The organism is Streptomyces sp. NPDC025721, assembly GCF_055558595.1.
The window spans coordinates 73,180-98,696 of the sequence record NZ_JBVHMF010000015.1 but is presented as its reverse complement, the minus strand read 5'-3'; the positions used below and the strand labels follow the sequence as shown (position 1 = coordinate 98,696).

Genomic DNA, 25,517 nt, shown 5'->3' with positions numbered 1-25,517 from the left:
CCCGGGGATCGCCCGTTATCCGATTTTGACACAACGGGAACCCTGCCCGGGGGTGTCCGGATGGCAAGATGCACAGATCACACACGGTGGCGGTACTCGATGGCGTGTGCCATGTCCACTGCACGACCCCCTCACTTCCGCAGGAGGACACAGCGATGACCGCATGTACGACCCGGCGTTCGGCCGCTCTCACTCGTCTCACCGCGGTCGCCGCCATAGCGGTCGCCGGCACTCTGGTACTGACCGGATGCGGCGACCAGACCAAGAAGGACAAGCCCGCGAACACCGTCACCCCTAGTGGGACGGGGTCCTCGGCGACCTCGGCGGTCGCCCCGCTCTTCTCGAAGCTCCCCCAGAAGTACCAGGACTCCAAGACGATCAAGGTCGGCACGGACGCCTCCTACGCGCCGATGGAGCAGACCGAGAACGGCAAGATCGTCGGCATCGACCCGGACATCGCGGACGCGCTGGCCAAGCAGCTCGGCGTCACCTTCACGTTCACCAACGGCAAGTTCGACGGCCTGATCACCTCCATCTACACCGGCCGCTCGGACATCGTGATGTCCGCTATGAGCGACACGAAGGCCCGCCAGGGCGGTCTGGACGACAAGGGCAAGAAGATCGGCAAGGGCGTCGACTTCGTCGACTACTACACCTCCGGTTCCTCCCTGCTGGTGAAGAAGGGCAACCCTAAGGGCGTCAAGTCCCTGGCCGACGTGTGCGGGCAGACCGTGGCCGTCCAGCGCGGCACGATCTACGACGACGCGTTCGAGGCCCAGAAGAAGGAGTGCGGCTCCAAGGGTCTGACGATCCAGAAGTTCGACACCGACTCCGAGGCGCAGACCCGGGTGAAGGCGGGCGGCGCGGTCGCCGACCTCAACGACACGCCGGTGGCCGCGTACATCGCGCAGAAGTCCGGCAACGGCAACGACTTCGAGGTCGCGGGCTCCCCCGCCGACGCCGGTCCGTTCGGCATCGCGGTCAGCAAGGACAACACGCAGCTCAGGGACGCGCTGAAGGCGGCCATGGACGCGATCATCGCGGACGGCACCTACGCGCAGGTGCTGCAGAAGTGGAACGCGAGCAGCGGCGCCATCGCGTCGGCCGCGATCAACGGCGGTTCCTGACGTGGCATCGGGCACACCGACCCCCTTCGAGAAACCGTCGGGCGACACCCCGCCGCAGGACGCCCCGCCCCGGGACACCCCGCCGCAGGACCCGCTGCGGAAGGACACACGGCCGGCCACGCCGTACGAGGCCATCCGCGCGGTCCCGGTACGGCACTACGGGCGCTGGGTCAGCGCCGTCGTGGTGGTCGTGCTGCTGGGGTGGCTGGTCTACGCGTTCTCGCAGGGTGATGTCATCTGGGGCACGGTCGGGGACAAGGTCTTCGACCAGCAGGTGCTCAAGGGTCTGTGGCACACCGTCCTGATCAGTGTGTGCTCGATGGCGCTCGGCCTGGTGCTGGGCGTGCTCTTCGCGGTCATGCGGCTGTCGAAGAACCCGGTGACGGGGGCGGTGTCCTGGCTGTACATCTGGTTCTTCCGGGGCACCCCGGTGTACGTGCAGCTCCTGATGTGGTTCAACCTGTCGCTGATCTTCCCGGTGATCAACCTCGGGCCGATCTACAAGAACGACACCGTCGCCGTCATGACCCCCTTCGTGGCCGCCCTGCTGGGCCTCGGCCTCAACGAGGGCGCGTACATGGCGGAGATCGTGCGGGCCGGCATCCAGTCGGTGGACGAGGGCCAGACCGAGGCGGCGCACGCGCTCGGCATGACCGGCGGCAGGACCATGCGGCGGATCGTGCTGCCGCAGGCGATGCGCGTGATCATCCCGCCGACCGGCAACGAGTTCATCAACATGCTGAAGACCTCCTCGCTGGTGTCGGTGGTGCAGTACACCGAAGTGCTGCGCGCCACCTCCGACATCGGGTCCGACTCCGGCGCCGTGATGGAGATGCTGTTCGTGGCCTCCGTCTGGTACCTGGTGCTGACCAGCGTGTTCAGCGTCGGCCAGTTCTATCTGGAACGGCGTTACGCGCGTGGCTCGCTGCGGAGTCTGCCGCTCACGCCGTGGCAGAAGGTCATGTCCAACCTGTCCACCCTGCGCCGACCGAAGGTGGCCTGATGAGCGTCCAGCCGATGGTGAAGTCGGAGGCCGTCCACAAGTCGTTCGGCGCCGCGCACATTCTCAAGGGCATCGACCTGGAGGTCGCGCCCCGCGAGGTGTTCTGTCTGATCGGTCCCTCCGGTTCCGGCAAGTCCACCTTCCTGCGGTGCATCAACCACCTGGAACAGATCAACGCCGGGCGGCTGTGGGTCGACGGCGAGCTGGTCGGCTACCGGCAGCAGGGCGACCGGCTGCACGAGTTGCGGGACCGCGAGGTCGCGGCCAAGCGCCGGGACATCGGGATGGTCTTCCAGCGGTTCAATCTCTTCCCGCACATGACGGCGATCGAGAACGTCATGGAGGGTCCGGTCCAGGTCAAGCGCGAGCCCAAGGCGGTGGCGCGGGAGCGCGCCGTACGGCTGCTCGACCGGGTCGGCCTCGGCGACAAGGCGGCGAACTACCCGTCGCAGCTCTCCGGCGGGCAGCAGCAGCGGGTGGCCATCGCGCGGGCGCTGGCCATGGAGCCGAAGCTGATGCTGTTCGACGAGCCGACGTCGGCGCTCGACCCGGAGCTGGTCGGCGACGTCCTCGACGTGATGCGGGGGCTGGCCGAGGACGGCATGACGATGATCGTGGTCACGCACGAGATGGGGTTCGCCCGTGAGGTGGGCGACGCTCTGGTCTTCATGGACGACGGTGTCGTCGTCGAGTCGGGTCATCCCCGGGAGGTGCTGGGCAATCCGCAGCACGAGCGCACGAGGGCCTTTCTATCAAAGGTACTGTGACGCGACGCGGGACCACAAGGGGGTACGGGCCTCGGGCCCGTACCCCCTCCGTCGTACGCCCGGCGTCAACTCCCGCGCGATCAGGGCTACTTGAGGCCGAGCACGAGGGCGTCGCTGGGCGAACTCCACACGCCCCGGGCCTCGGAGAAGCCCGCCTCGCGCAGTGTGCGCGCGTGCCATTCGAGCGGCGGGGTGTCGCCGTCGGCGTGCTCGCCGTAGATCTCGAACCGTCTGGCGGTGGGCTCGGCGAGCACCGGGTCGGCGGCGGCGAGCTGCCACCACTGGCTCCAGTCCAGGGCGCCCTCGGCCTTGGCCCGGTCCATCCGGGCGTGCCGCTGCGCGCGGTCGGCCGCGTTGAGGACGGGGGTCGCCGGGTCCGGCATGTGGTCGGCGTTGAGGAAGACCCCGCCCTCGCGCACGAGTCCGGCGAGCTGCCCGTACAGCGTCCGGAGCGCGTCGCTGTGCAGCCAGTGCAGCGCGGTCGCGGTGAGCACGGCGTCGTACGAGTCGTGCGGCAGCTTCTCGGTCCAGCGCGGGTCCTTGAGGTCGGCGGTCACAAGGGTGACCCTGTCGTCCCCGGCGAAGGAACCGGCCGCGATGGCGAGCAGCGCGGGGTCCAGGTCGACGCCGGTGCTCCTGGCTGCCGGGAACCTCCGGAGCAGCCGGTCCGTGATACTTCCGGTACCGCACGCGAGGTCCAGCACCCTGGGCGCGGTGCCGACCAGTGCCTCGACCATGTCCAGCATCACCCGAAAGCGTTCCTCGCGGTCGGGCATGTACCACTCCTGCTGGCGGTCCCAGCTCCGCTGCCAGTCCTGCCAGACACTCTCCGTCGCCACAGCCACACCAGCCTCCGTTTCGTAATACCCTGATAGCCCGTTCAGCCATTACCGAGACTAGACCGCCCCCAGTAAGGACCACAAGTGGAACTGGCTTATTACTCGGAATACGCCGTGCGCCTCGTGAACACCGAGGAGCCCAAGCGCGGCACGGACGCGCTGACCTCGGTCGAGGCCGTACGGGAGTTGATCGGCGCCGGTACGCAGGCCGCCGCGCGGGCGGTCGACGCCGATGTGGCCCGGCTGCGGGCGGTACGTATCCGGCTGCGCGGGATCTTCGAGGCCGCCGACGAGGGCGACGAGGTCCGGGCGGTGGACCTGCTCAACGCGCTGATGCTGGAGTTCCCGGTCAGCCCGCAGATCTCCGGGCACGACTATCCGGACGACGCCACGGGACGCCCCGACTGGCACATGCACCTGGCCGACCACGCGGCGAACGCCGGCGCGTCGTACTCGGCCACCGCCTGCATGGGCCTGGCCGTCCAGCTCACCACGCTCGGCGTCGACCGGCTCGGCATCTGCGAGGCCGCGCCGTGCCGCAACGCGTACGTGGACACGTCGACCAACCGCTCCCGGCGCTACTGCTCCGACCGGTGCGCCACCCGCGCCAACGTCGCGGCCTACCGGGCCCGCAAGCGCCTGGAGAACGACCGGTCGGGCCGCAGCAGCCGCACGCAGGACGCCGCCCAGGAGGCCGCCCCCGCCACCGACCGCTGAACCTCGCCCGGTGGCCGGAACCGGCCCCGCGCACGTGCCATGACCAGCTCGTCGGGCACCGCGCCGAACTCCCGGCTGTCGTTCTCGACGAACGTGTTGTCGCCCAGCACCCACCAGCCGCCCTCGCGCCGCTCCACGGCACGCTTGACGATCAGCAGGTCCTGCTGCAACGGGTGCCGCAGCACCACCACGTCGCCCTCACGCACCTGCTCGGCGCCACTGGCGATCCGCTGGATCAGCAGCCAGTCCCCGTGCAGCAGCGTGGGTGCCATCGACGGACCAGTGACCTCGACCAACTGCCACGACAGCCTGGCCCCCTGCTCCCGCATCCTGCGCCTCCTGGTTCGTTCCTCCACCGACCCCAGAGTGGCACCAGACTTTTGTCCTAAGCCACCTGGGGCACCCGAGAAAACGACTCTCCCAGGGAGTAATCTCCCACGTGGAAAGACGATCACGAGGAAGGACAGCCATGTTCACTCGCCTGTTCGCGCCCAAGGTCAAGGTCAGCGCCCACTGCGACCTGCCCTGCGGCGTATACGACCCTGCCCAGGCCCGCATCGAGGCCGAGTCCGTCAAGGCGGTCCAGGAGAAGTACCAGGCCAACGAGGACGCGGACTTCCGCACCCGTGCCGTTCTGATCAAGGAGCAGCGCGCGGAGCTGGCCAAGCACCACGTCTCGGTGCTCTGGAGCGACTACTTCAAGCCCCCGCACTTCGAGAAGTACCCGGAGCTGCACCAGCTCGTCAACGACACCCTCAAGGCGCTCAGCGCGGCGAAGGCGTCGAACGACCCGGCGACCGGGCAGAAGGCCCTGGACTACATCGCCCAGATCGACAAGATCTTCTGGGAGACCAAGCAGGCCTGACCCCCCGGTTCACCCCGGAGCGTCAACCGCCCGCGCCCGGCCGTCACCCATACGGCCGAGCGCGGGCGTTTTTCTAGTCCCCGTCATCATTCAAGAATGTGGCGTGCGCCACAGCGATGGGCTGTCACATCGTGCCGTCCGGCGCACTCTTATGTAGCGCCGGAGGAAACCGGCACGATCACAGAACGTCCCCGTCCGTCAGGTCCCCCGTACCGGCGGACGGGGGCTTTTTGTCTCGGGGCGCCCGCTCACAGGACGTCGGCCAGCTCCTGGAGCAGTCGCCGCTTGGGACGCGCGCCGACCAGCACCTTGACCGGCTCGCCCGCGCGGAACAGCAGCAGCGTGGGCATCGACATCACGCCGTACGCGGCCTGGGTCGCCGGGTTGGTGTCGACGTCGAGCTGGACGATCCGCAGCCGGTGCGACTCCTCGGCGGCGATCTCGGCCAGCACCGGGGCGATCATCCGGCACGGCGGGCACCAGTCGGCGGTGAAGTCGACCAGGACGGGCAGGTCGGAGCCGAGCACCTCGGCGGCGAAGGTCGCGTCGGTGACGGCGGGGACGGATGTGGCGGTACTGGTCATGGTGAATCCCTTTCGCTGACGGACAGTTCGCACATCGGCTCGGCGGCGTTCCCCACCCCGCCCGGCCCGGCCTCCAGTTCCGCGCGGGCGAGCTGGGCGGCGACCTGGGCCCGTACCTCCTGGAGCCGGTCGACGACCGCGTCCAGCTCGGCGAGCTTGCGCCGGTAGACCTCCAGCGAGGCGGCGCAGGTGTCCCCCGCCGGGTGCCCGGCGCGCAGGCAGTCCACGAACGGCCGGGTCTCCTCCAGGCCGAAGCCGAAGTCCTGGAGCACCCGGATCTGCTCCAGCAGCCGCAGATGCTCCTCGTCGTACGACCGGTACCCGTTGCCCGACCGGTCGGCCGGCGGCAGCAGGCCCAGGGACTCGTAGTAGCGGAGGGTCCGGGTGGTGGTGCCCGCCCGTTCCGCGAGTTCGCCGATGCGCATACGGACGACGTTAGACCTTGACGTACGCGTCAAGGCCAGGACGATTTCCGGCCGCGCTGGCAAAAAGTTCCAAGATTTACGTCCAGGTGGTTGCTTACTGCCAGTCCGGCTCGACAGGCTGCGCGGAGCAGTTTCTTGACGTACCCCCGACAGTTTTGCCCCGCACACCCCCGCACACGCCCCCGAACACCCCCGGACGACAGCCCCACCAAGCAGACCCACGCACACGCGAGGAGCACGGATGCACCGCCCGCTCAGACAACCGCGCAGCCGCAGAACCCTCACCGTGGCCGCCGCGCTCTCCCTGCTGGCCGGCCTCTCGGTGACCGCCGTCACCACGACCTCCGCCACGGCGGACGACCCGCAGACCGCCCGGCAGGCGGAATTCACCGCGGCGGCCCACGAGTTCGGCGTACCGCTGCCCGTACTGGAAGCCGTGTCCTTCTACGAGACCCGGTGGGAGGCACACGCCGGGCAGTCCAACGCCGAGGCCGGATACGGCCCGATGAACCTGACGAACCTCACCGCCGGGGACCTCGACGCGGACGGCCTGACCACCCAGTCGCCGCGCTACGCCGACCTGTTGAAGGCCCCGGCCGAGCACACCGCCGCCGTCGCGGCCGGACTCCTCGGCACCGACACCGCCGCCGTGCAGAGCGACGAGACGCTGAACATCCGCGGCGGCGCCGCGCTCCTCGCCTCGTACGCCAAGGGCTACGGCCACGGCAGGCTGCCGCGCGACATCGACGGCTGGTACGCCGCCGCCGCCCGCTACAGCCAGTCGACCGAGAACAAGGTCGCGCAGACCTTCGCCGACGGCGTGTGGGACACGATGCGCGCAGGCGCGACCCGCACCACGCAGGACGGCCAGCACATCACCCTCGCGCCGACCGGGCACCTGCGCCCGAACCGCGACGACGTGCGCAAGCTGGGCCTGAAGGAGGTCACTCCGCCCAAGAGCTCTCGGAAGCCGGAGTGCCCCACGTCGCTGAACTGCGACTTCATACCCGGCGCGTACACCCTGCTCGACCCGTCGGACCTGGCGGACTACGGCAGCCACGACCTCGCCGACCGCCCCCACGGCAACCTCGACGTCCGCTACATCACGCTGCACAGCACCGACGAGACGTACGACGGCACGCTCGACCTCTTCCGCGACCCGACCTACGCGGCGGGCGCGCACTACGTCGTCCGCTCGCAGGACGGCCACGTCACGCAGATGATCCCCACCAAGGACATCGCGTGGGACAGCGCGAACCGCTCCTTCTACCAGCACTCGATCGGCATCGAGCAGGAGGGCTGGGCGACGCACGGCGCGAGCTGGTACAGCGAGAACCTGTACCGCTCCACCGCCCGGCTCGTGCGCTACCTCGCGGCGAAGTACGACATCCCGCTGGACCGCGCGCACATCCTCGGCCACGACAACATCCCCGGCGGCACCGAGAGCGGCGTCGCCACCCAGCACTGGGACCCCGGACCCGGCTGGGACTGGGAGCACTTCTTCGACCTGCTCGGCGCGCCGATCCGCGCGACCGCCAAGCCGGGCAGCGCCGTCGTCGCCATCAAGCCGGGCTACGCGCGCAACAAGCAGACCACCACGTACTGCGACGACGTGCAGGGCTACAAGCAGTTCCCCGGCCCGTACCGCGCCTTCGACTGCCCGGTGACGTCCACCGACGTCCCGTCGAGCTTCGTACCGCTCCACACCGCGCCCAGCACGAGCGCGCCGCTGGTCGCCGACCCGTATCTGCACCCGGACGGCAGCGCGGGCACCACCGCGATGAACGACTGGGGCGACAAGGCACCGGCCGGTGAGCAGTACGTCGTCGCCGAGCGCAGGCCCGGCTGGACCGCGATCTGGTGGGGCGGCACCGAGGCCTGGCTCCAGGACTCCGCGCAACACCCGGCCACCGTCCCGGTGAAGGCGTCCCGCATCGTCCCCAAGGCCGGGAAGACCTCGATCCCCGTCTACACCACGGCCTACCCCGAAGCCTCCGTCTACCCGCCGGACTTCGTGGCCTTCGAGGGCGGCGTCGCCCCCCGCGCCCAGCTCGCCCGCGCCAAATACACCATCCCGGCCGGCCAGTCCTACGTCTCCGCCGGCCCCGCCGAGTACACCGACTCCTACTTCGCCATCTACTACGACGGCTCCGCCCCGTACGACCAGCACGATTTCGTCGGCACGACCAAGGTGTACGAGATCGTCTACAACCACCGCGTCGCCTTCGTGAACGCGGCCGACGTCGACGTCATCCCGGCCCACTAGCATGGCTTGCAGCCCGCCATGTCCGAGCGCGCAGTTCCCCGTCCGGGGCGCGGGGAACTGCGCCACCAGCCCCCACCGGCCGGTGGTCCGGCCACCACCGAACTGCCCCGCCGGGGCGGGCGGTGACCTGCGGAAGCGCTTCGGCTGAGCGCGCAGTTCCCCGCGCCCCTACGGGGCGCAACCTTCCCCGCCCGGGTAAGCCGGGCTTTTCAGGGGCGCGGGGAACTGCGCGGGCAACCCACCACCGGCGGGTGGTCCGGCGACAACCGGACTGGCCCGGCGGGGCGGGTGGCACCACCGGCGTCAGCCGGTGCGGTCGCCCTCCAGGGCGGCGTGTGTGACGCGCAGGGCGCGGCTGGATGTGTCGAAGGTGCGCTGGGCGACGCAGACGAAGAAGCAGTCGACAACGACCAGTTGGCTGATGCGGCTGGCCATGGCACCGGGACGGAACGTCGTCTCCCGGCCCGCCGAGACGAGAATGAAATCGGCGAGCCGGGCGGCGGTGGACAGCGGGTGGTTGGTGATCACCACGGTCGTGGCGCCCTCGGCTGCGGCGCGCCGCAGCGGCGCGAGGACGTCACGGCTCTCGCCGGAGTGCGAGACGGCGAGGAAGACGTCCCCCGCCCCCAGGAGCACGGCGCTGGTGAGCGCCGACTGGGAGTCGCCGTGGGCGTGACAGGGCCGCCCGATACGCGCGAGCTTCTGCTGGAGGTCCTGGGCGACGAGACCGGACGCCCCGACCCCGGCTATGTGCAGTTGCCCGCCGCCGCAGACGGCCTTCACGGCGCCCGCGAGCTGCTCGGGATCGAGCTGCGTGGCGGTCTCCAGCACCGCCTGCGACTCGGTGTGCACGAGCTTGGCGATCACCTCGGCGGGCGAGTCATCCTCGGTGATCCCGGAGGTCAGCGTGGAACGCGGCGCCTGCCGGGCGGCGGACGCGGCCAGCGCCAGCCGCAGCTCGGGGTACCCGGCGAAGCCCAGCGCCCGCGCGGTGCGGACGATCGACGACTCACTGGTGCCCGCCAGGGCGCTCAGCTCGGAGATCGTGCTGCGCGCGACCTGCGCCGGATCCTCCACGATCAGCGAGGCGATCCTGGCGGCGGCCGGGGTGAGCGAGGGCAGCAGCCCCCGCACCGTGGCGGTGAGCGCGTCACCGGCGTCACTGGCCGCAGTGACGCTGGCTGCTCTGGTGGCCGGTCGTCCCGGGACTTTTTCGTGCACGGGGAAAGAATGCACCGTGAATCCTCCGCGTGGGACCTGCCGGGAGGATTCTCTTGTGCCGCCAGGGGATCGTCGCGGCACCCGGCCGCCCCCGGCGAATGTCACACGTCCGGGTGACAATGTCGGCGTGACCCTTCCGCCGCCCGCCGCCCCGGAATCCGCCGGTTCCGGTGCCGCCGACCCGCTGGACGCCCGGCTGCCGTCGCCGCTCGTCGAGGTGGCGGACGAGCGCCTGGCCGCCCGCGGGGTGCGGCTCGCGCTCAAGCGGGACGACCTGATCCACCCCGACCTGCCGGGCAACAAATACCGCAAGCTGCGGCTGAATCTGGCCGCGGCGGCCGAGGCCGGGCACACCACGCTGCTCACCTTCGGCGGCGCCTACTCCAACCACCTGCGGGCGACGGCGGCGGCCGGTCGCCTGCTCGGTTTCCGCACCGTCGGCGTCGTGCGCGGCGACGAACTGGCCGACCGGCCGCTCAACCCCTCGCTGGCACGGGCCGCGGCCGACGGGATGCGACTGGAATTCGTCGACCGGGCCACGTACCGCCGCAAGGCCGAGCCCGAGACGCTGGCCGCGCTCACCGACCGGTTCGGGCCCGCCTATGTGCTGCCCGAGGGCGGCAGCAACGCGCTGGCGGCCGTCGGCGCCGCCGAGCTGGGGCGCGAGCTGGACGGCGAGGCCGACGTGGTGGCGGTCGCCGTCGGTACCGGCGGCACCCTGGCCGGGCTCGCGGCCGGGCTCGGCCGGGCGGAGGCGATCGGCTTCCCCGTCCTGCGCGGCGGCGGCTTCCTGGCCGCCGAGGTGCTGCGGCTCCAGGAGGAGGCGTTCGGCGGCCGACGCGGCCGGTGGCGCCTCGACGACCGCTTCCACCACGGCGGTTACGCCCGTACCACCCCCGAGCTCGACGCCTTCGCCGCCGACTTCGCCGCCCGGCACGGACTGCGCCCCGAGCCGGTCTACGTGGCGAAGATGCTGCACGGCGTCCACTCCCTGGCCGAGGAGGGCGTCTTCCCGCCGGGCACCCGGGTGGCCGCGGTGATCACGGGCACCGACCCCGGAGGGACCGGATGATCATCGAGAGGGCGTACGCGCACCTCCCCGCCGCCGAGGGCGACGACGAGTTCCGCGGGGACCGCTGGCCGTGGTCGGTCCCGGCCGTCGCCGGGCTGCTGCGCGACGGGCTGCGCTTCACCGCGCCCGTCACCTTCCTGGTCGGTGAGAACGGCTCGGGCAAGTCCACGCTGGTCGAGGCCATCGCCGAGGGCTTCGGCCTGGACCCGCACGGCGGCCGGGCGGGCTACCGCTACGTCTCGGACCGCCCCCGCTCCCCGCTCGGCGAGCGCATCCGCTTCGACACCACGGCGGCGGGCGGCCGGATGCTCGGCGGGCCGCGTACCGGCCGCCGCGGCTTCTTCCTGCGCGCCGAGACCGCGATGGACGCGCTCGGCCGCGAATTCCTGCCGGTGGAGTCCATGAGCCACGGCGAGGGCTTCCTGCTCGCCTTCCGGGAGCGCTTCAGCCACCCGGTGGGCCTGTACGTGCTGGACGAGCCGGAGTCCGCGCTGTCGTTCACGGCCTGTCTGCACCTGGTGGGCCTCATGCACGAGCTGGGCCGCTCCGGCGCGCAGATCATCTGCGCCACCCACTCCCCGCTGCTCACCGCGACCCCCGACGCGGCCATCCTGGAGGTGGGCGAGCGCGGTGTGCGCGAGACGGCCTGGGAGGACCTGGCGATCGTCGACCACTGGCGTCGCTATCTGGCCGACCCCCGCGCTTACCTGCGTCACATCATCGAGCCGTAACCTGGTGGCATGATCCGCACCGCGACCCCGGACGACGTCCCCGTGATCCACGCGCTGATCCGCGAACTCGCCGAGTACGAGCGGGCGCTGGAGGAGGCGCGGGCCACGGAGGAGCAGTTGCACGCGGCCCTGTTCGGCCCCGACGCGGTGGCGCACGCGCTGATCGCCGAGGAGCCCGCGAAGCCCGCGAAGCCCGCGAAGCCCGCGGCGGACGGTGCGGGCGACGGCTCGAGCGAGGAGGGCGAGGGCTCGGACTCGGGCGCGGGCACCGTGGTCGGTTTCGCGCTGTGGTTCCGGAACTTCTCCACCTGGACCGGCACCCCCGGCCTCTACCTGGAGGATCTGTACGTACGCCCGCAGGCGCGCGGCGGCGGGCACGGCAAGGCGCTGCTGGCCGCGCTCGCGGCGGTCTGCGTGGAGCGCGGCTACGAGCGCTTCGAGTGGGCGGTCCTCGACTGGAACGAGAAGGCGCTGGGCGTCTACCGCTCCATCGGCGCCCGCCCGCAGGACGAGTGGACCGTACAGCGGCTTTCCGGCCCCGCGCTGGCCGAACTGGCCGCGCTGGCGCACGCTCGGTGAACCGGGCGGATTCTCATGCGAATTGAGTCGGCAGACCACTACCCACGGTCCGTGCTCGTGCGCTTACCATGGGTGACAGAGATACGGATACCGTACCGTTCCCCTACCGTGCGCCGTCCGGGCGACAGCGGGGTACGGATCGCGATAGCGTCGCTGCGAACCAGAGCAATCACTGTGTGCCACCGTGGAGGTGAGGGTGTCCCAGATCGCAGGCGAGCCCGGGTCGAAGGACTTCGTCGAGGTCCGGCTGCCCGCGGCGGGAGCCTATCTGTCAGTGCTGCGCACGGCCACGGCCGGACTCGCGGCACGGCTGGACTTCACCCTCGACGAGATCGAGGATCTGCGGATCGCCGTGGACGAGGCGTGCGCGATCCTGTTGCAGCAAGCCGTCCCCGGGTCCGTGCTGAGCTGTGTCTTCCGGCTCGTCGGGGACTCGTTGTGGGTGACGGTCTCCGCGCCCACCACCGACGGCAGGGCGCCGGAGCGGGACACCTTCGCGTGGACGGTGCTGTCGGCACTGGCCGGCGAGGTGGACTCCACCGTCGCCGAGGACAAGACCGTCAGCATCAGCCTCCACAAGAAGCGCGGCGCCGGTCCAGGGCTGTCGTGACTCTCGCGTGCGGGAAGACGGGGAATCGCCATGAGCGCTGAGCTATCCCGGGGTGAAGACCCCGGCACGCCCGCGGGCCACGACGAGGCGCACGACGCGCGTCAGTCGCCCGCGGTGCACGGCCGCGCCTCCGTACCGGCCCAACCCGATCCCGCGGGGCCGGCCGGGCGGCGGCACACGGCCAGGCAGCACCCCGAACCCGGCGGGGAGACCCGCACGGACGACCGTATGGACGGAATGGACGCGGCGCAGCAGGCGGAGCAGGCGGACCCCATGGAGCAGCAGGACCAGCGCGAGCAGCCGGAGCGGCCCGGACAGCCCGAGCCGCCCGAGCGACGGGACGCGCCGCCGGAGCAGCAGGCGGAGCCGGCCGGGCCCCCCTCCGCGCGCCAGGAGGCGGAGCCCCGGTCCGACCGGGAATCCGACCGCGAGTCCGACCGGGGCTCCGACCGGGAATCCGACCGCGAGGAGCAGCGGGAGGCGCACGACCCGCACGACCGGGCGGGCGCCCGCGCCCTCTTCGTCGAGCTGAGCAAGCTGCCCGAGGGCTCCAACGAGCGCGCGGAGCTGCGCAATCAGCTCGTACGGATGCATCTGCCGCTCGTCGAGCACCTGGCCCGGCGGTTCCGCAACCGCGGTGAGCCGCTGGACGACCTGACGCAGGTGGCCACGATCGGGCTGATCAAGTCCGTCGACCGGTTCGACGTGGACCGCGGCGTGGAGTTCTCGACGTACGCGACCCCCACCGTGGTCGGCGAGATCAAACGTCACTTCAGGGACAAGGGCTGGGCGGTACGGGTGCCGCGCCGCCTCCAGGAGCTGCGGCTGGCGCTGACCACCGCGACCGGTGAGCTGTCCCAGCGGCACGGGCGGGCGCCGACGGTGCACGAGCTGGCCGAGCACCTGAAGATCTCCGAGGAGGAGGTGCTGGAGGGCCTGGAGTCCGCCAACGCCTACAGCACGCTCTCCCTGGACGTCCCGGACACCGACGACGAGTCGCCGGCCGTCGCCGACACCCTCGGCTCCGAGGACGAGGCGCTGGAGGGCGTGGAGTACCGCGAGTCCCTCAAGCCGCTGCTGGAACAGCTCCCGCCGCGGGAGAAGACGATTCTGCTGCTGCGGTTCTTCGGCAACATGACCCAGTCGCAGATCGCCCAGGAGGTCGGCATCTCGCAGATGCACGTCTCGCGTCTGCTGGCCCGCACGCTGGCCCAGCTCCGGGACAAGCTGCTGATCGAGGAGTAGCCCTCGCCGGGCGGGCGGCCGACGACCAGGCCCGCCCGGGCGACCGGGACCCGCACGCCCGCGAGAGACCGGCCGCGGACCGCCGGGGCGCGCGGTCCGTCAGGACGACGTCAGGCTGTCAGGACGACGTCCGGGCGGTCAGGACGACGTCCGGCTCATTCCCAGGGCGTCCGTGGTGGCGGGGTGGGCCAGGAGGACGAGGCAGGTCAGGGCGAGGGCGCCCAGGACCGCGCCGCCCGCGACGAAGCCGCCGCCGTCGCTGTGCAGCAGCGTCCAGGCGATCGGCAGCGACAGGAGCTGAATGATCAGCGCGGGCCCGCGGCTCCACCGGCGGGCCTTGCGCAGCCCGTACGCGGCGCCGAGCGGAAAGCCCGCGAGGACGAGGACAAGCAGCCCGGCGAGCACGGCCTTGCCCGAGCCGCCGAAGAACATCGTGACGCCCCAGGCGACCACGGCCAGGCCCTCCACGGCGGCGACGGCGGCAGCGGCGGTCAGCCGCAGCGGCGGCGGTCCCGCGTCCGCGTCGGCGGCGGCCTTCGCGGCGGCGGCTGCCTCCCGCTCGCGCTCGGTGGGCTGTTCGCGCATCGGCGGCACGAACTTCTGCATCTTCTCCGCCACCCGCTGAGGCGGCTTCCGCGTCTTCTTCGAGGGCTGGCTCACACCGGCCAGCGTAGCCCGCTGTACCAGACGGTAGGTACGCTGTCGACCATGCGCGCTCTCCTCGTGGTCAATCCTGCCGCCACCACCACCAGCGCGCGGGTGCGTGATGTGATCAGTACCGCACTGGCGAGCGACCTCAAGCTGGACGTCGCGACGACCGAGTACCGCGGGCACGCGCGGGACCTCGCGCGGCGGGCCGCGGAAGGCGGCGAGGTGGGCCTGGTGGTCGCCCTCGGCGGCGACGGCACGGTCAACGAGGTGGTGAACGGGCTGCTGCACCACGGCCCCGACCCGGAGGCGCTGCCGCAGCTCGCGGTGGTGCCCGGCGGGTCCACCAATGTCTTCGCGCGGGCGCTCGGGCTGCCCAACGACGCGGTGGAGGCGACCGGCGCGCTGCTGGACGCGATGCGCGAGGGGTCCTCGCGGACGGTGGGGCTCGGTCTGGTGAGCGGGACACCGGGCACCGAGGACGAAGGGGTGCCGCCGCGCTGGTTCACCTTCTGCGCGGGTCTGGGGTTCGACGCCGGGGTGGTCGGACGGGTCGAACAGCAGCGGGAGTTGGGCAAGCGCTCCACGCACGCGCTGTATTTGCGCCAGGTCGCACGTCAGTTTCTGGCCGATCCGCACCGCAGGCACGGCACGATCTCGTTGCAACGCCCGGACGGCGAACCGGTGTCGGGGCTCGCGATGGCGATAATCTGCAACACCTCGCCGTGGACCTATCTCGGGAACAGACCGGTGTACGCCTCCCCCGGCGCGTCCTTCGACACCGCCCTCGATCTGCTGGGCGTGACAAAGATGTCCATGGCCTCTGCCACGCGTTACTCGGCGCAATTGCTCCGTTCCACTCCGGAGCGGGGACCGCGCGGGAAGAACGCGCTGGCGCTTCACGACCTGACCGACTTCACCTTGCAATCGCAGGCGGCATTGCCCTTCCAGGTGGACGGTGACCACCTGGGGCTGCGAACGAGCGCGACCTTCACAGGCGTACGCCGTGCACTGCGTGTGATTGTGTAAGTCGAAGAGCCTAAAGTCCTTTTACTCGAACGTTTAGACTGCCCTGCACCCCATGGAAGTACGGCTGTGACCGAGGCGACACCGAGGAATCCAAAAAAACTTCTCTGAAGGGGTTGTATCTCCAGCCGAGGTTTGCGAGTCTCTAGGTGGCGCTCGGGACGGTCTGACAACGACCCCCTTGAGAGCCCGAATCTTCTACCTCACTCAGCGGGACCAGCACCAGTGAAGACTGGGCGGCGTCCCGTTGCCTGCGTAGGGATTCGTGAAAGCGTTCACATTCACAAGCAACGTGCTTGTCACACAAGGAGTTGGAGCAGCCATGGACTGGCGTCACCGCGCCGTTTGCCGCGAGGAAGACCCCGAGCTCTTCTTCCCCATCGGCAACACCGGTCCTGCGCTGCTGCAGATCGAGGAAGCCAAGGCCGTCTGCCGCCGCTGCCCCGTCATGGAGCAGTGCCTGCAGTGGGCGCTGGAGAGTGGCCAGGACGCCGGTGTCTGGGGTGGCCTCAGCGAGGACGAGCGCCGCGCGATGAAGCGCCGCGCCGCTCGCAACCGGGCCCGCAACGCCAGCGCCTGACGCGCACTTACCGCTTCCCCCCGAGCCGCAGCGCGCAGCACCCACCAACACGCGCAGCACACAGCATCATGAAGGACCCCGACCTTCCAGGTCGGGGTCCTTTGCTGTGCCCTCGCGCAGGAAGGGCGAACTCTCAGCTCTCCAGGGGCAGTTCGAGGACGACGCGGGTGCCGCGCGGCTCGGCGGGGACCATGTCGAAGGTGCCGCCCAGTTCGCCGACCACGAGGGTGCGGACGATCTGGAGGCCGAGGTTGCCCGCTTCCTGGGCGTCGAAGCCGTCGGGCAGGCCCCGGCCGTCGTCCTGCACCGAGATGGTGATCCGCTCCCGGCCGCGGGTGGCGGTGACGTCCACCGTGCCCGACTCCCCCGGCCCGAAGCCGTGTTCGAGCGCGTTCTGGAGCAGTTCGGTCAGGACCATGGACAGCGGAGTGGCGATCTCGGCGGTCAGGATGCCGAACCGGCCGGTGCGGCGCGGGGTGACCCGGCCGGGTGAGATCTCCGCGACCATCGACAGCACGCGGTCGGCGATCTCGTCGAACTCGACCCGCTCGTCCAGGGTCTGGGAGAGCGTCTCGTGCACGATGGCGATCGACCCGACCCGGCGGACCGCCTCCTCCAGCGCCTCACGGGCGTTGTCGGAGTCCATCCGGCGGGCCTGGAGGCGCAGCAGCGCGGCGACCGTCTGGAGGTTGTTCTTCACCCGGTGGTGGATCTCCCGGATGGTGGCGTCCTTGGTCATCAACTCGCGCTCGCGGCGGCGCAGTTCCGTCACGTCCCGCAGCAGCACCAGCGAACCGGTGTGGACGCCCTTGGGCTTGAGCGGGATCGCGCGCAGCTGGATGACGCCGTCGCCGCCCTCGACCTCGAATTCGCGCGGCGCCCAGCCGCTGGCCAGCTTCACCAGCGCCTCGTCCACCGGGCCGCGGGCCGGGGCCAGTTCCGCGGTGGCCTTGCCCAGGTGGTGGCCGACCAGGTCGGCCGCCAGGCCCAGCCGGTGGTACGCCGACAGGGCGTTGGGGCTGGCGTACTGCACGAGCCCGTCCGCGTCCAGCCTGATCAGGCCGTCACCGGCGCGCGGTGAGGCGTCCATGTCGACCTGCTCGGCCGGGAACGGGAAGGCGCCCTGGGCGATCATCTGGGCCAGGTCGCTGGCGCTCTGCAAGTAGGTGAGTTCGAGGCGGCTGGGGGTGCGTACGGTCAGCAGGTTGGTGTTGCGCGCGATCACCCCGAGGACCCGGCCGTCGCGGCGGACCGGGATCGACTCGACCCGTACCGGCACCTCCTCGCGCCACTCCGGGTCGCCCTCGCGGACGATACGGCCCTCGTCGAGCGCCATGTCCAGCAGCGGACGCCGTCCGCGCGGCACCAGGTGGCCGACCATGTCGTCCTGGTACGAGGTCGGCCCGGTGTTCGGCCGCATCTGCGCGACGGACACATACCGGGTGCCGTCGCGGGTGGGGACCCACAGCACGAGGTCGGCGAAGGACAGGTCGGAGAGCAGCTGCCACTCCGAGACGAGCAGATGAAGCCATTCGAGGTCGGAGTCGTCGAGGGCCGTGTGCTCGCGTACGAGGTCGTTCATGGAGGGCACGCCTGTGAGCGTACCGGCCGGGGAGGGGGGTGCGGGACGAGCCGTTTTCGGAGATGATTTCGCTGGAGGGTGCATCGACCCGCCGGGGGCCTGGCGAGGAAGCGTCGCCGGGAACCGTAGACAAGGCCGAATGGTCTAGTCCACAATGAAGCGTGACACCACGCGTGGCGCGTACCGCGCGTCGAACGTGACACCTCGTGTGTCGCGTACACGCGTGGCATCAGACCTCCGTCCTCCCCGCACAGGAGGACGGACCGAGGCAAGGCGTTCTCTGCCCTGACTACGCCCTGACCTCAAGGTCGGCCCATCGCGCCGGGGGGAACCGCACACCCCGCCGGCCAGGCGCCGACGGCTGCTCCGGGCTGCGGTGCCGGCGGGGTTGAGGGTCCCCGCTGCGCACCGCGGCCCGTGGGTTTTTTCGGGGGGCTCTTTTGTGGACGGGGGGGCTCTTTTGTGGGGGCGCCGTGGGGTGGGAGCCGTCTTTTGTGGGGGCGCCGTAATTCCCTTTTTATTGCCGCCCTCTCGCCTCCGGGCGCTTAGATCCGGTGCACCCACCTCGCGCAAACGTGGCCCAGGGGCTCAGCCCCACGCGCAGCCGCACCCGAGCGGTGAACCCCACCGCGCAGGCCCTCCACGAGGACGTAGAGGACCAGCAGCTTCGCGGTGGAGGTCTTGGTGGCGGGCAGAGGTGCCCCGGCGCAGCGCCGGCGGGGCCCTGCTCTGCTAGATTGGTCTATACCACACAAGTCCCCTCCAGAACGGCAGGCCCAGCGTGGAAGTTGTCATCGTCCCGGACGCCGCGGCAGGCGGCGAGCTGATCGCGGAGGCCATGGCCGCGCTGCTGCGCCGCAAGCCGGACGCTCTGCTCGGCGTGGCCACCGGATCCACCCCGCTGCCCATCTACGAGGCGCTGGCGGCGAAGGTCCGCTCGGGCGCCGTCGACGCGGCCCGTGCCCGCGTCTGCCAGCTCGACGAGTACGTCGGCCTGCCCACCGGCCACCCGGAGTCGTACCGCTCGGTCGTGCTGCGGGAGGTCGTGGAGCCGCTGGGGCTGTCGGAGGAGTCCTTCATGGGGCCCGACGGGGCCGCCGACGACGTGCAGGCCGCCTGCGAGGCGTACGACGCGGCGCTGGCCGCGGCCGGCGGCGTCGACCTCCAGCTCCTGGGGATCGGCACCGACGGGCACATCGGCTTCAACGAGCCCTGCTCGTCGCTCGCCTCCAGGACCCGGATCAAGACGCTCACCGAGCAGACCAGGGTCGACAACGCCCGCTTCTTCGACGGCGACATCGAGCAGGTGCCGCACCACGTGATCACGCAGGGCATCGGCACCATCCTGGAGGCCCGGCACCTGGTGCTGCTCGCCACCGGCGAGGGCAAGGCGGAGGCCGTCGCGCAGACCGTCGAGGGGCCCGTCGCCGCCGTCGTTCCCGCCTCGGCGCTCCAGCTCCACCCGCACGCCACCGTGGTCGTGGACGAGGCCGCCGCCTCCAAGCTGAAGCTGGCCCCGTACTTCCGCGCCACCTTCGCGGCCAAGCCCGCCTGGCAGGGCGTCTAGGGCCTGCCCGGCGGAACGCGAAAGAGCGCCGGACGGACTGATCGCAGTCCGTCCGGCGCTCTGTCGTGTCAGACGGAGCCCGCGTCAGACGGAGCCCACGATGGCCTCGGCGGCGGCCGTGCCGCAGACGCGGGCCGCGCCGTGGGTGGCGATGTGGAGGGCGCCGGTGGCGGGCGCCTGGGGCACGCCCATCTCCACGACGACCGTGCCGGGGCGGCGGGAGACGACCGCCGCGAGCGCCTCGGACATCCAGCGGTGCCGGTGGGCGTCGCGGACGACGACGACGATCGTACGGTCGCCGGCCTCGTCGAGGAGTCCGGCGGCGAACGCCTCGGCGCCCAGCTCCTCCACCTCGCGGCCGGGGTAGGTGCCCGTGACCGTGCCCGGCAGGAGCCTGGCGAGGTCGGCGGCGATGCCCCAGGGGGTCACGTCGCCGACGGCGATGTTGGCGACCGGCGTGAGGGCGGCGACGTAGGGCGCCTCGGTGAGCGGGGTGAACTCGGCGCGGCGGGTGATCCGCAGGGCGCGGCGGGCCGCCTCCAGGCCGATGTCGGACTCCCCTGCCGGGGCGGCGGACGCGGTCCCCTCCGCTGCGGCCGCCCGCTCGGCGGCCCACACCTGGAGGTCGCGCACCCGGGCGGCGGCGTCGGCCAGCCGCTCGGCGGGGAGGTCGCCCTCGCGCACCGCGCGCACGATGGCGTCGCGGAGGCCGAGCACGGTCTGCTCGTCGGACAGGCCGCCGCCAACGCAGATCGCGTCGGCCCCGGCGGCCAGCGCCATGACGGTGCCGCGTTCGATGCCGTAGGCGGCGGAGATGGCCTGCATCTCGATGCCGTCGGTGACGATGAGGCCGTCGTAGCCGAGGCCGCCCTGCTCGCGCGGGGCGCGCAGCAGGCCGGTGAGGACGGCGGAGCTGAGCGTGCCCGGCAGGTCGGGGTCGAGGGCCGGGACGAGGATGTGAGCGCTCATCACGGCCTTGGTGCCGGCGGCGACGGCCGCCTTGAACGGCACGAGTTCGCGGTCGCGCAGGGTGTCGAGGTCGACGTCGATGCGCGGCATCGCGTGGTGCGAGTCGACGCCGGTGTCGCCGTGGCCGGGGAAGTGCTTGACGCTGGTCGCGACGCCCGCCGACTGCATTCCCTCCACGTAGGCGGCGGTGTTGCGCGCGACCAGTTCGGGCTCGGCGCCGAAGGAGCGGACGCCGATGACCGGGTTGCCGGGGTCGGAGTTGACGTCGGCGGACGGCGCCCAGTTGAGGTTGACGCCGCACGCGGCGAGCCTGCGGCCGAGTTCGGCGGCGACGGCCCGGGTGAGCTTGACGTCGTCGACGGCGCCGAGCGCGAGGTTGCCGGGGAAGGAGGAGCCGCCGCGCGCTTCGAGGCGGGTGACGTCACCGCCCTCCTCGTCGGCGGCCACGAGCACGTCGGGCCGTACCGCGCGCAACTGGGCGGTGAGCCGGGCGACTTGCTCGGGCGACTCGATGTTGCGGGAGAACAGCGCGACCGCGCCGAGCCCTTCGGCGAGCAGCCGCAGCACCCAGTCGGGGGCCTCGGTGCCGCGGAAGCCGGGCTGGAGGACGGTGAGGGCGTCGCGGGCCAGGACGTCCGCGGGCGTGTCGACGGTAATGACGGTCATCCCTTCACCGCGCCTGCGGTCAGGCCGGAGGCCACCTTGCGCTGGACGAACAGGAAGAAGATCACGACGGGCAGGGCGATCAGGATCGAGCCCGCCATGAGGGCCCCGTAGTCCGTACCGCGCTGTCCGGTGAACTTCAGCAGCCAGATGCTCAACGTGTACTTGTCATTGTCCTGGAGAAGTACGTAGGCGAACAGGTACTCGTTCCAGGCGGTCATCAGCGCGTAGATCGACGCGGCGACCAGGCCGGGCGCGAGCAGCGGGAGGACGACGCGGCGGAACGCCTCCATCTGGCTGCACCCGTCGACCATCGCCGACTCCTCAAGCTCCTTGGGGATGTTGACGATGAAGCCGCGCAGCATCCATACGGCGAAGGGCAGTGTGCTCGCCGCGTAGACGACGATGACGCCCCAGTACTGGTTGAGGCCGCCCATCTTGTTGAGCTGGATGTAGATCGGGATCAGCATCGAGGTGGCCGGGATGAGCTGGATCACCAGCAGCGCGATGACCAGGCCGCGGCGGCCCCAGAACTTGAACCGGCCGATGGCGTACGCCGCGAGCAGGCCGATGCCGATGGCGATCACGACGCTGCACGCCGAGATGATCACGCTGCTCTTGACGTTGTCCCAGAAGTTGGGCATGTCCATCGCGCGCTTGAACTGGTTGAACGTGACGGAGCTGGGATAGAGCTTCTGGTGGTAGCTGAGGATCTCCTGGCTCGGGCGGAGCGCGGTGATGACCATCCAGTACACCGGGAAGCCCATGATGACGGTGACGATCAGGCCGAGCACGTTCCAGCCGTTGCGCTTCTTCTTCGGAGTGCGGTAGACGACTCCGGCCGTGGGGCCCTGGGTCGCGGGGCCGCTCTTGACAGCGGTGCTCACTCGACCTCTCCGATCTTCAGAAGCTGGCGCAGGTAGTAGACGGCGACACCCGACAGCAGCAGGACGGAGACCACGGAGATGGCCGCGCCCCGGCTGAAGGAGTTGGAGATGAACGCCTGGGTGTACGCGTACAGGCCGAGCGTCTGGTAGTCCTGCTCGGGCTGGCCGCCGCGCATCAGCAGGATCTGGCCGAGCACGCCGAAGTCCCAGATCACCGACAGGGTGCTGGTCATCACGAAGACCGGCTTGATGATCGGGAAGGTGACGTAGCGGAAGATGCCGAAGCCCTTGGCGCCGTCGATCCGCGCGGCCTCCTCCAGTTCCTTGGGGACCTGGGTGAGCGCCGCGTGCAGGCTGATGGCGATGAAGGGGATGGCGCCCCAGACGACCAGGACGGCGATGATCGCCATGCCGGTGGTCGGGTTGAGGAACCAGTTGTGCCGGGTGTAGTCGACGCCGGGCAGCCGGGTGAGGAGCTGGTTCACCAGGCCGTAGTCGGAGTCGAACATGAACTTGAAGACCGAGGTGGCGACCAGCAGCGGCATCGCCCACACGGCGATCATCACGCTGCTCATGGTGACCCGGACCCAGTTGGAGACCCGCTGCATCAGCAGCGCGATCAGCAGGCCGAGCGACATGGTGGCGACGACGCAGACGACGACGAAGACCACGGTGCGCAGCACCACGGCCCAGAACTCGCTGTCGCCGAGGATCGAGCTGTACTGGTCGAAGCCGACCCAGGGCGCCGCGACGCCGTTCCAGAGGTTGTTGCGGCGCTCGTCCTGGAAGGACAGCACGATGGTGTCGACGAGCGGGTAGCCCAGCACGCCGATCATGATCAGCAGCGCCGGAGCGATCAGCAGATACGGCAGCGATCTGCTCTGCCGGTTGCGCCCGGCGGCGCGGCCCGCTGTCGTGGCGACCGGACCGGTCGAGCGCGGCGGCGGGATCTGCGGGCGGCCCCCCGTCACCGGCTCGGTGGCATGCGTGTCGGCGGCACTCATCCGCTCTGACCTTTCTTCGGTGTCCATGCCGGGATACCGGGGCGGGCGGCCCGCGACCGCGGACCGCCCTCCCCTGGTGACGACCGCCGTGTCAGGAGGCGGTGTTGATCAGCGAGTTGATCTTGTCGTCGGCGGCCTTGGTGGCGTCGGCGACGGACTTGCCCTTGAGGATGTCGAGCAGCATCGACTTGAGGATGCCCTGCTTCTCGATCGCGGCCCAGCCCGGTGCGATCGGCGTGAACCAGGCGTCCGGCACGGCGTTGGCCGCGGCGGCGGTGGCCGGGTCGGCCTTCATCGGCTCGAGCTGCTTGGTGTTGTTCGGCAGCGTCGCCTTGGTGACCAGCGCGGCTTCGTTCTTCTCGTCGGTGAAGTCCGCGATCCACTCCTTGGCGAGGTCCTTCACCTTGGACTTGTTGACCACGGCGAGGTCGGAGCCGCCGATGAAGGAGGGCAGCGCCTTGCCGTTCGGGCCGGGCATCGTGGCCGTCTTGATGACGTCCTTGAGCTTGGCGTTGCCGTTCGGCGGCGTGATGACCGAGCCGGACTCCCAGCCGTTGCCGTAGATGACGCCGGCCTTCTCGTGGGCCATGACGTTGGCGTGGTCCGCCTCGTCCTTGGTCTGGTCGCCGTGGTTGTACTTCTTCACCAGGTCGATGAAGTGCTGGATGCCCTGCTGCGCCTGCGGGCTCTCCAGGTCGGCGGTCCACTTGCTGCCGTCGGTCTTGGCGATCTGGCCGCCGTACGCCTTCACGTACGACATGGCCGCGTACCAGTACTGGCCGGGGAGGTAGAGCGGCGAGTACGTCTTGTCGCCGCCCTTCTTCGCCTCGATCTTGTCCAGGGCGGCGGTCAGCTCGTCCTCGGTGGCGGGGAAGGCGTCGGAGCCCGTACCGGCCTTGAAGTCGGCGGTGTTGTAGATCGCGACGCGGGCACCGGCGTAGTAGGGCGCGCAGTAGAGCTTGCCCTGGTAGGTGCAGGTGTCCTCGAGGCCCTTGATCCAGGTGTCCGAGTTCTGGAAGGTCTTCTTGTCCAGCTCGGCGAGAGCGCCGTTGAGGATGTACGTCTGGGTCTCGGTGTTGCCCAGCTCGACCACGTCGGGGGCGCTGGAACCGGAGAGCGCGGCGTCCAGCTTCTGGACCTTGTCGCTCCACTGCTGGTACTGGATCTTGACGTTGACCTTCGGGTACTTCGCCTTGAACTGGGCGGTGGTGTTCTGTACCAGCTCGGGCCAGGCGGTCTGCGCCTCGGCCATCAGCCAGACGGTCACCGTGCCGGTCTGGTCGGCCGGCTTCTCAGCGGCCTTGTCGTCCTTCTTGTCCGACCCACAGGCCGCAATACCAGCAATCATGGTCGCGACGCCGATCGCCGCGATGAGCTTGCGCTTCACGCCACCCTCCTCAGGATGCCCGAAACTCCCCCCACCACCCGAAATGTCGGCTACCGCGAGACACGTGTGCAGCCGCGTCCTGCTCGTGGGTCTGGGATTTGGTCGTTAATGGTTTAGACCAGTACCCGGAGCTTGGCCTAGACCTTTGGGGGTGTCAAGGGTGTATAAGAACCCATGTCGGCTCTGTTATCGGACCGACACCTGAGCGGGAAGCGACCACTACCGCCTCCCCGCTCCAGGTCAGGCCGTGCCACGATGTGAGCCGCATATAACGGAGGAGCCGGTGACGGCAGCACGACAGCAGTCGGGAGTAGACGTCATGGACAGCGACGCGGGCAGTGGCGCGGAGAGTACGGCGGGGACCGCGAGCACCGCGGGCCGTACCGCACGCGTGCCCAAGTACTACCGGCTCAAGCGGCATCTTCTGGACATCACCCAGACCATGCCCCCCGGCACGCCCGTACCGCCGGAGCGCACGCTGGCCACCGAGTTCGACACCTCGCGCACCACGGTCCGCCAGGCGCTCCAGGAACTCGTGGTCGAGGGCCGGCTCGAACGCATCCAGGGCAAAGGCACCTTCGTCGCCAAGCCGAAGGTCTCCCAGGCGCTCCAACTGACCTCGTACACCGAGGACATGCGCGCCCAGGGTCTCGAACCCACGTCCCAGCTCCTGGACATCGGCTACATCACCGCCGACGACCGGCTCGCCGGGCTGCTCGACATGAAGGCCGGCGGCCGGGTGTTGCGGATCGAGCGGCTGCGGCTGGCCAACAGCGAGCCGATGGCGATCGAGACGACGCACCTGTCGGCCAAGCGCTTCCCCGCGCTGCGCCGCAGCCTCGCCAAGTACACGTCCCTGTACACGGCGTTGGCCGAGGTCTACGACGTGCGGCTGGCCGAGGCGGAGGAGACCATCGAGACCTCGCTGGCCACCCCGCGCGAGGCCGGACTGCTCGGCACCGACGTCGGCCTGCCGATGCTGATGCTCTCCCGGCACTCGATCGACACCGTCGGCGAACCGGTCGAGTGGGTGCGCTCGGTCTACCGCGGCGACCGCTACAAGTTCGTGGCACGACTGAGCCGCCCCACCGACTGAGACCGCCGGTTTGACTTCTCACGAGTGAGATCGCCGCACACATGGTGACGTGCGCTA

26 protein-coding genes are annotated in these 25,517 nt (G+C 70.4%); 15 read left to right on the top strand and 11 right to left on the bottom strand.

The genetic code is table 11. The features are described 5' to 3' along the window. Positions 1-155 precede the first annotated feature (155 nt). Genes ACZ4EF_RS21695 through ACZ4EF_RS21685 form a run of 3 tightly spaced genes read left to right on the top strand, consistent with a single transcriptional unit; the run spans position 156 to position 2,897 of the window. On the top strand, positions 156-1,127 hold the full coding sequence (locus ACZ4EF_RS21695) for an ABC transporter substrate-binding protein (RefSeq protein ID WP_355347262.1): 972 nt from the start codon (positions 156-158) through the stop codon (positions 1,125-1,127). Between the two features lies 1 nt (position 1,128). Beyond that, on the top strand, positions 1,129-2,130 hold the full coding sequence (locus tag ACZ4EF_RS21690) for an amino acid ABC transporter permease (RefSeq protein ID WP_391044396.1): 1,002 nt from the start codon (positions 1,129-1,131) through the stop codon (positions 2,128-2,130). After that, positions 2,130-2,897, top strand: coding sequence for an amino acid ABC transporter ATP-binding protein (locus ACZ4EF_RS21685; protein ID WP_355347265.1), 768 nt, complete (start codon positions 2,130-2,132; stop codon positions 2,895-2,897). The genes ACZ4EF_RS21690 and ACZ4EF_RS21685 overlap by 1 nt, the downstream gene beginning before the upstream one ends. 86 nt (positions 2,898-2,983) lie before the next feature. Here ACZ4EF_RS21685 and ACZ4EF_RS21680 read toward each other — a convergent pair whose 3' ends face one another. Continuing rightward, positions 2,984-3,742, bottom strand: coding sequence for a class I SAM-dependent methyltransferase (locus tag ACZ4EF_RS21680; protein ID WP_391044393.1), 759 nt, complete (start codon positions 3,740-3,742; stop codon positions 2,984-2,986). Between the two features lie 78 nt (positions 3,743-3,820). Between ACZ4EF_RS21680 and ACZ4EF_RS21675 the strand changes: the two genes are divergently transcribed. Beyond that, positions 3,821-4,453: a CGNR zinc finger domain-containing protein gene (locus ACZ4EF_RS21675; protein WP_401306459.1), complete on the top strand. Its 633-nt coding sequence runs from the start codon at positions 3,821-3,823 to the stop codon at positions 4,451-4,453. Here the strand turns inward: ACZ4EF_RS21675 and sodX are convergent. Further along, positions 4,357-4,782 carry a nickel-type superoxide dismutase maturation protease gene (sodX, locus tag ACZ4EF_RS21670; RefSeq protein ID WP_355347270.1) on the bottom strand — a complete coding sequence of 142 codons (426 nt, stop codon included), beginning with the start codon at positions 4,780-4,782 and terminating at the stop codon, positions 4,357-4,359. The two genes, ACZ4EF_RS21675 and sodX, sit on opposite strands and share 97 nt — an antisense overlap. A 140-nt stretch (positions 4,783-4,922) precedes the next feature. Between sodX and sodN the strand changes: the two genes are divergently transcribed. Further along, positions 4,923-5,318 carry a superoxide dismutase, Ni gene (gene sodN / locus ACZ4EF_RS21665; protein WP_355347273.1) on the top strand — a complete coding sequence of 132 codons (396 nt, stop codon included), beginning with the start codon at positions 4,923-4,925 and terminating at the stop codon, positions 5,316-5,318. Between the two features lie 248 nt (positions 5,319-5,566). Here sodN and trxA read toward each other — a convergent pair whose 3' ends face one another. Both trxA and ACZ4EF_RS21655 read right to left on the bottom strand, forming a co-directional pair. After that, positions 5,567-5,902, bottom strand: coding sequence for a thioredoxin (gene trxA / locus ACZ4EF_RS21660; RefSeq protein WP_355347276.1), 336 nt, complete (start codon positions 5,900-5,902; stop codon positions 5,567-5,569). Then, positions 5,899-6,327 (bottom strand): MerR family transcriptional regulator, encoded by a 429-nt coding sequence (locus ACZ4EF_RS21655; protein ID WP_391044389.1) that lies wholly within the window; start codon positions 6,325-6,327, stop codon positions 5,899-5,901. Before ACZ4EF_RS21655 ends, trxA begins: the two co-directional genes overlap by 4 nt. Before the next feature lie 241 nt (positions 6,328-6,568). On the opposite strand from ACZ4EF_RS21655, the gene ACZ4EF_RS21650 reads away from it, so the two are divergent. After that, entirely contained in the window at positions 6,569-8,593 is a 2,025-nt protein-coding gene (locus ACZ4EF_RS21650) for an N-acetylmuramoyl-L-alanine amidase (protein WP_467506082.1), read from the top strand. Positions 8,594-8,896: 303 nt separating this feature from the next. On the opposite strand, the gene ACZ4EF_RS21645 is transcribed toward ACZ4EF_RS21650, so the two are convergent. After that, on the bottom strand, positions 8,897-9,814 hold the full coding sequence (locus ACZ4EF_RS21645; protein WP_355347285.1) for a MurR/RpiR family transcriptional regulator: 918 nt from the start codon (positions 9,812-9,814) through the stop codon (positions 8,897-8,899). 127 nt (positions 9,815-9,941) lie between these two features. Between ACZ4EF_RS21645 and ACZ4EF_RS21640 the strand changes: the two genes are divergently transcribed. The 5 genes from ACZ4EF_RS21640 to ACZ4EF_RS21620 all read left to right on the top strand — a co-directional run bounded on the left by ACZ4EF_RS21640 (position 9,942) and on the right by ACZ4EF_RS21620 (position 14,051). Further along, positions 9,942-10,886, top strand: coding sequence for a 1-aminocyclopropane-1-carboxylate deaminase/D-cysteine desulfhydrase (locus ACZ4EF_RS21640; RefSeq protein WP_467350864.1), 945 nt, complete (start codon positions 9,942-9,944; stop codon positions 10,884-10,886). Continuing rightward, complete coding sequence (locus ACZ4EF_RS21635) at positions 10,883-11,617, top strand: AAA family ATPase (RefSeq protein ID WP_467506079.1); 735 nt, start codon at positions 10,883-10,885, stop codon at positions 11,615-11,617. The genes ACZ4EF_RS21640 and ACZ4EF_RS21635 overlap by 4 nt, the downstream gene beginning before the upstream one ends. A gap of 9 nt (positions 11,618-11,626) precedes the next feature. After that, the gene (locus tag ACZ4EF_RS21630) at positions 11,627-12,196 is read left to right on the top strand and encodes a GNAT family N-acetyltransferase (protein WP_467506077.1); all 570 of its coding nucleotides are present in this window, start codon (positions 11,627-11,629) and stop codon (positions 12,194-12,196) included. A 196-nt stretch (positions 12,197-12,392) separates the two neighbouring features. Beyond that, a complete protein-coding gene (locus tag ACZ4EF_RS21625; RefSeq protein WP_188283433.1) occupies positions 12,393-12,806 on the top strand; it encodes an ATP-binding protein in 414 nt (137 codons plus the stop codon). Positions 12,807-12,836: 30 nt separating this feature from the next. Continuing rightward, positions 12,837-14,051 (top strand): RNA polymerase sigma factor SigF, encoded by a 1,215-nt coding sequence (locus tag ACZ4EF_RS21620; RefSeq protein WP_467506075.1) that lies wholly within the window; start codon positions 12,837-12,839, stop codon positions 14,049-14,051. 138 nt (positions 14,052-14,189) lie between these two features. On the opposite strand, the gene ACZ4EF_RS21615 is transcribed toward ACZ4EF_RS21620, so the two are convergent. Next, positions 14,190-14,711, bottom strand: a complete 522-nt coding sequence (locus ACZ4EF_RS21615; protein ID WP_355347295.1) for a hypothetical protein — start codon at positions 14,709-14,711, stop codon at positions 14,190-14,192. 48 nt (positions 14,712-14,759) lie between these two features. Between ACZ4EF_RS21615 and ACZ4EF_RS21610 the strand changes: the two genes are divergently transcribed. Both ACZ4EF_RS21610 and ACZ4EF_RS21605 read left to right on the top strand, forming a co-directional pair. Continuing rightward, complete coding sequence (locus ACZ4EF_RS21610; protein ID WP_355347298.1) at positions 14,760-15,728, top strand: diacylglycerol/lipid kinase family protein; 969 nt, start codon at positions 14,760-14,762, stop codon at positions 15,726-15,728. Positions 15,729-16,047: 319 nt separating this feature from the next. Further along, positions 16,048-16,305 carry a WhiB family transcriptional regulator gene (locus tag ACZ4EF_RS21605; RefSeq protein WP_031520293.1) on the top strand — a complete coding sequence of 86 codons (258 nt, stop codon included), beginning with the start codon at positions 16,048-16,050 and terminating at the stop codon, positions 16,303-16,305. Between the two features lie 133 nt (positions 16,306-16,438). Here ACZ4EF_RS21605 and ACZ4EF_RS21600 read toward each other — a convergent pair whose 3' ends face one another. Further along, positions 16,439-17,887, bottom strand: coding sequence for a sensor histidine kinase (locus tag ACZ4EF_RS21600; RefSeq protein ID WP_355347416.1), 1,449 nt, complete (start codon positions 17,885-17,887; stop codon positions 16,439-16,441). A 781-nt stretch (positions 17,888-18,668) separates the two neighbouring features. On the opposite strand from ACZ4EF_RS21600, the gene nagB reads away from it, so the two are divergent. Further along, on the top strand, positions 18,669-19,454 hold the full coding sequence (nagB, locus tag ACZ4EF_RS21595; RefSeq protein WP_391161610.1) for a glucosamine-6-phosphate deaminase: 786 nt from the start codon (positions 18,669-18,671) through the stop codon (positions 19,452-19,454). 84 nt (positions 19,455-19,538) lie between these two features. Here the strand turns inward: nagB and ACZ4EF_RS21590 are convergent, their stop codons facing one another. From ACZ4EF_RS21590 to ACZ4EF_RS21575, 4 genes are all read right to left on the bottom strand, one after another. Beyond that, entirely contained in the window at positions 19,539-21,089 is a 1,551-nt protein-coding gene (locus ACZ4EF_RS21590; protein WP_401306479.1) for a glycoside hydrolase family 3 protein, read from the bottom strand. Continuing rightward, positions 21,086-21,973 carry a carbohydrate ABC transporter permease gene (locus tag ACZ4EF_RS21585; protein WP_391044377.1) on the bottom strand — a complete coding sequence of 296 codons (888 nt, stop codon included), beginning with the start codon at positions 21,971-21,973 and terminating at the stop codon, positions 21,086-21,088. Before ACZ4EF_RS21585 ends, ACZ4EF_RS21590 begins: the two co-directional genes overlap by 4 nt. Next, on the bottom strand, positions 21,970-22,977 hold the full coding sequence (locus tag ACZ4EF_RS21580; RefSeq protein WP_355347308.1) for a carbohydrate ABC transporter permease: 1,008 nt from the start codon (positions 22,975-22,977) through the stop codon (positions 21,970-21,972). The genes ACZ4EF_RS21585 and ACZ4EF_RS21580 overlap by 4 nt, the downstream gene beginning before the upstream one ends. A 91-nt stretch (positions 22,978-23,068) precedes the next feature. Further along, positions 23,069-24,364 (bottom strand): extracellular solute-binding protein, encoded by a 1,296-nt coding sequence (locus tag ACZ4EF_RS21575; RefSeq protein WP_355347311.1) that lies wholly within the window; start codon positions 24,362-24,364, stop codon positions 23,069-23,071. A 319-nt stretch (positions 24,365-24,683) separates the two neighbouring features. Here ACZ4EF_RS21575 and ACZ4EF_RS21570 point away from each other — a divergent pair, with 319 nt between their 5' ends. Next, positions 24,684-25,460, top strand: a complete 777-nt coding sequence (locus tag ACZ4EF_RS21570) for a GntR family transcriptional regulator (RefSeq protein WP_355347422.1) — start codon at positions 24,684-24,686, stop codon at positions 25,458-25,460. Positions 25,461-25,517: the final 57 nt, after the last annotated feature.

What these genes read in the sequence shown, in the direction of transcription:
- ACZ4EF_RS21650 (WP_467506082.1), top strand. Translation starts at nt 6,569, where the DNA reads ATGCACCGCCCGCTCAGACAACCGCGCAGCCGCAGAACCCTCACCGTG.
- ACZ4EF_RS21580 (WP_355347308.1), bottom strand. Translation starts at nt 22,977, where the DNA reads ATGAGTGCCGCCGACACGCATGCCACCGAGCCGGTGACGGGGGGCCGC.
- sodX (WP_355347270.1), bottom strand. Translation starts at nt 4,782, where the DNA reads ATGCGGGAGCAGGGGGCCAGGCTGTCGTGGCAGTTGGTCGAGGTCACT.
- ACZ4EF_RS21620 (WP_467506075.1), top strand. Translation starts at nt 12,837, where the DNA reads ATGAGCGCTGAGCTATCCCGGGGTGAAGACCCCGGCACGCCCGCGGGC.
- ACZ4EF_RS21630 (WP_467506077.1), top strand. Translation starts at nt 11,627, where the DNA reads ATGATCCGCACCGCGACCCCGGACGACGTCCCCGTGATCCACGCGCTG.
- ACZ4EF_RS21605 (WP_031520293.1), top strand. Translation starts at nt 16,048, where the DNA reads ATGGACTGGCGTCACCGCGCCGTTTGCCGCGAGGAAGACCCCGAGCTC.
- ACZ4EF_RS21570 (WP_355347422.1), top strand. Translation starts at nt 24,684, where the DNA reads ATGGACAGCGACGCGGGCAGTGGCGCGGAGAGTACGGCGGGGACCGCG.
- ACZ4EF_RS21685 (WP_355347265.1), top strand. Translation starts at nt 2,130, where the DNA reads ATGAGCGTCCAGCCGATGGTGAAGTCGGAGGCCGTCCACAAGTCGTTC.
- ACZ4EF_RS21610 (WP_355347298.1), top strand. Translation starts at nt 14,760, where the DNA reads ATGCGCGCTCTCCTCGTGGTCAATCCTGCCGCCACCACCACCAGCGCG.
- ACZ4EF_RS21655 (WP_391044389.1), bottom strand. Translation starts at nt 6,327, where the DNA reads ATGCGCATCGGCGAACTCGCGGAACGGGCGGGCACCACCACCCGGACC.
- ACZ4EF_RS21695 (WP_355347262.1), top strand. Translation starts at nt 156, where the DNA reads ATGACCGCATGTACGACCCGGCGTTCGGCCGCTCTCACTCGTCTCACC.
- sodN (WP_355347273.1), top strand. Translation starts at nt 4,923, where the DNA reads ATGTTCACTCGCCTGTTCGCGCCCAAGGTCAAGGTCAGCGCCCACTGC.
- ACZ4EF_RS21600 (WP_355347416.1), bottom strand. Translation starts at nt 17,887, where the DNA reads ATGAACGACCTCGTACGCGAGCACACGGCCCTCGACGACTCCGACCTC.
- trxA (WP_355347276.1), bottom strand. Translation starts at nt 5,902, where the DNA reads ATGACCAGTACCGCCACATCCGTCCCCGCCGTCACCGACGCGACCTTC.
- ACZ4EF_RS21590 (WP_401306479.1), bottom strand. Translation starts at nt 21,089, where the DNA reads ATGACCGTCATTACCGTCGACACGCCCGCGGACGTCCTGGCCCGCGAC.
- ACZ4EF_RS21635 (WP_467506079.1), top strand. Translation starts at nt 10,883, where the DNA reads ATGATCATCGAGAGGGCGTACGCGCACCTCCCCGCCGCCGAGGGCGAC.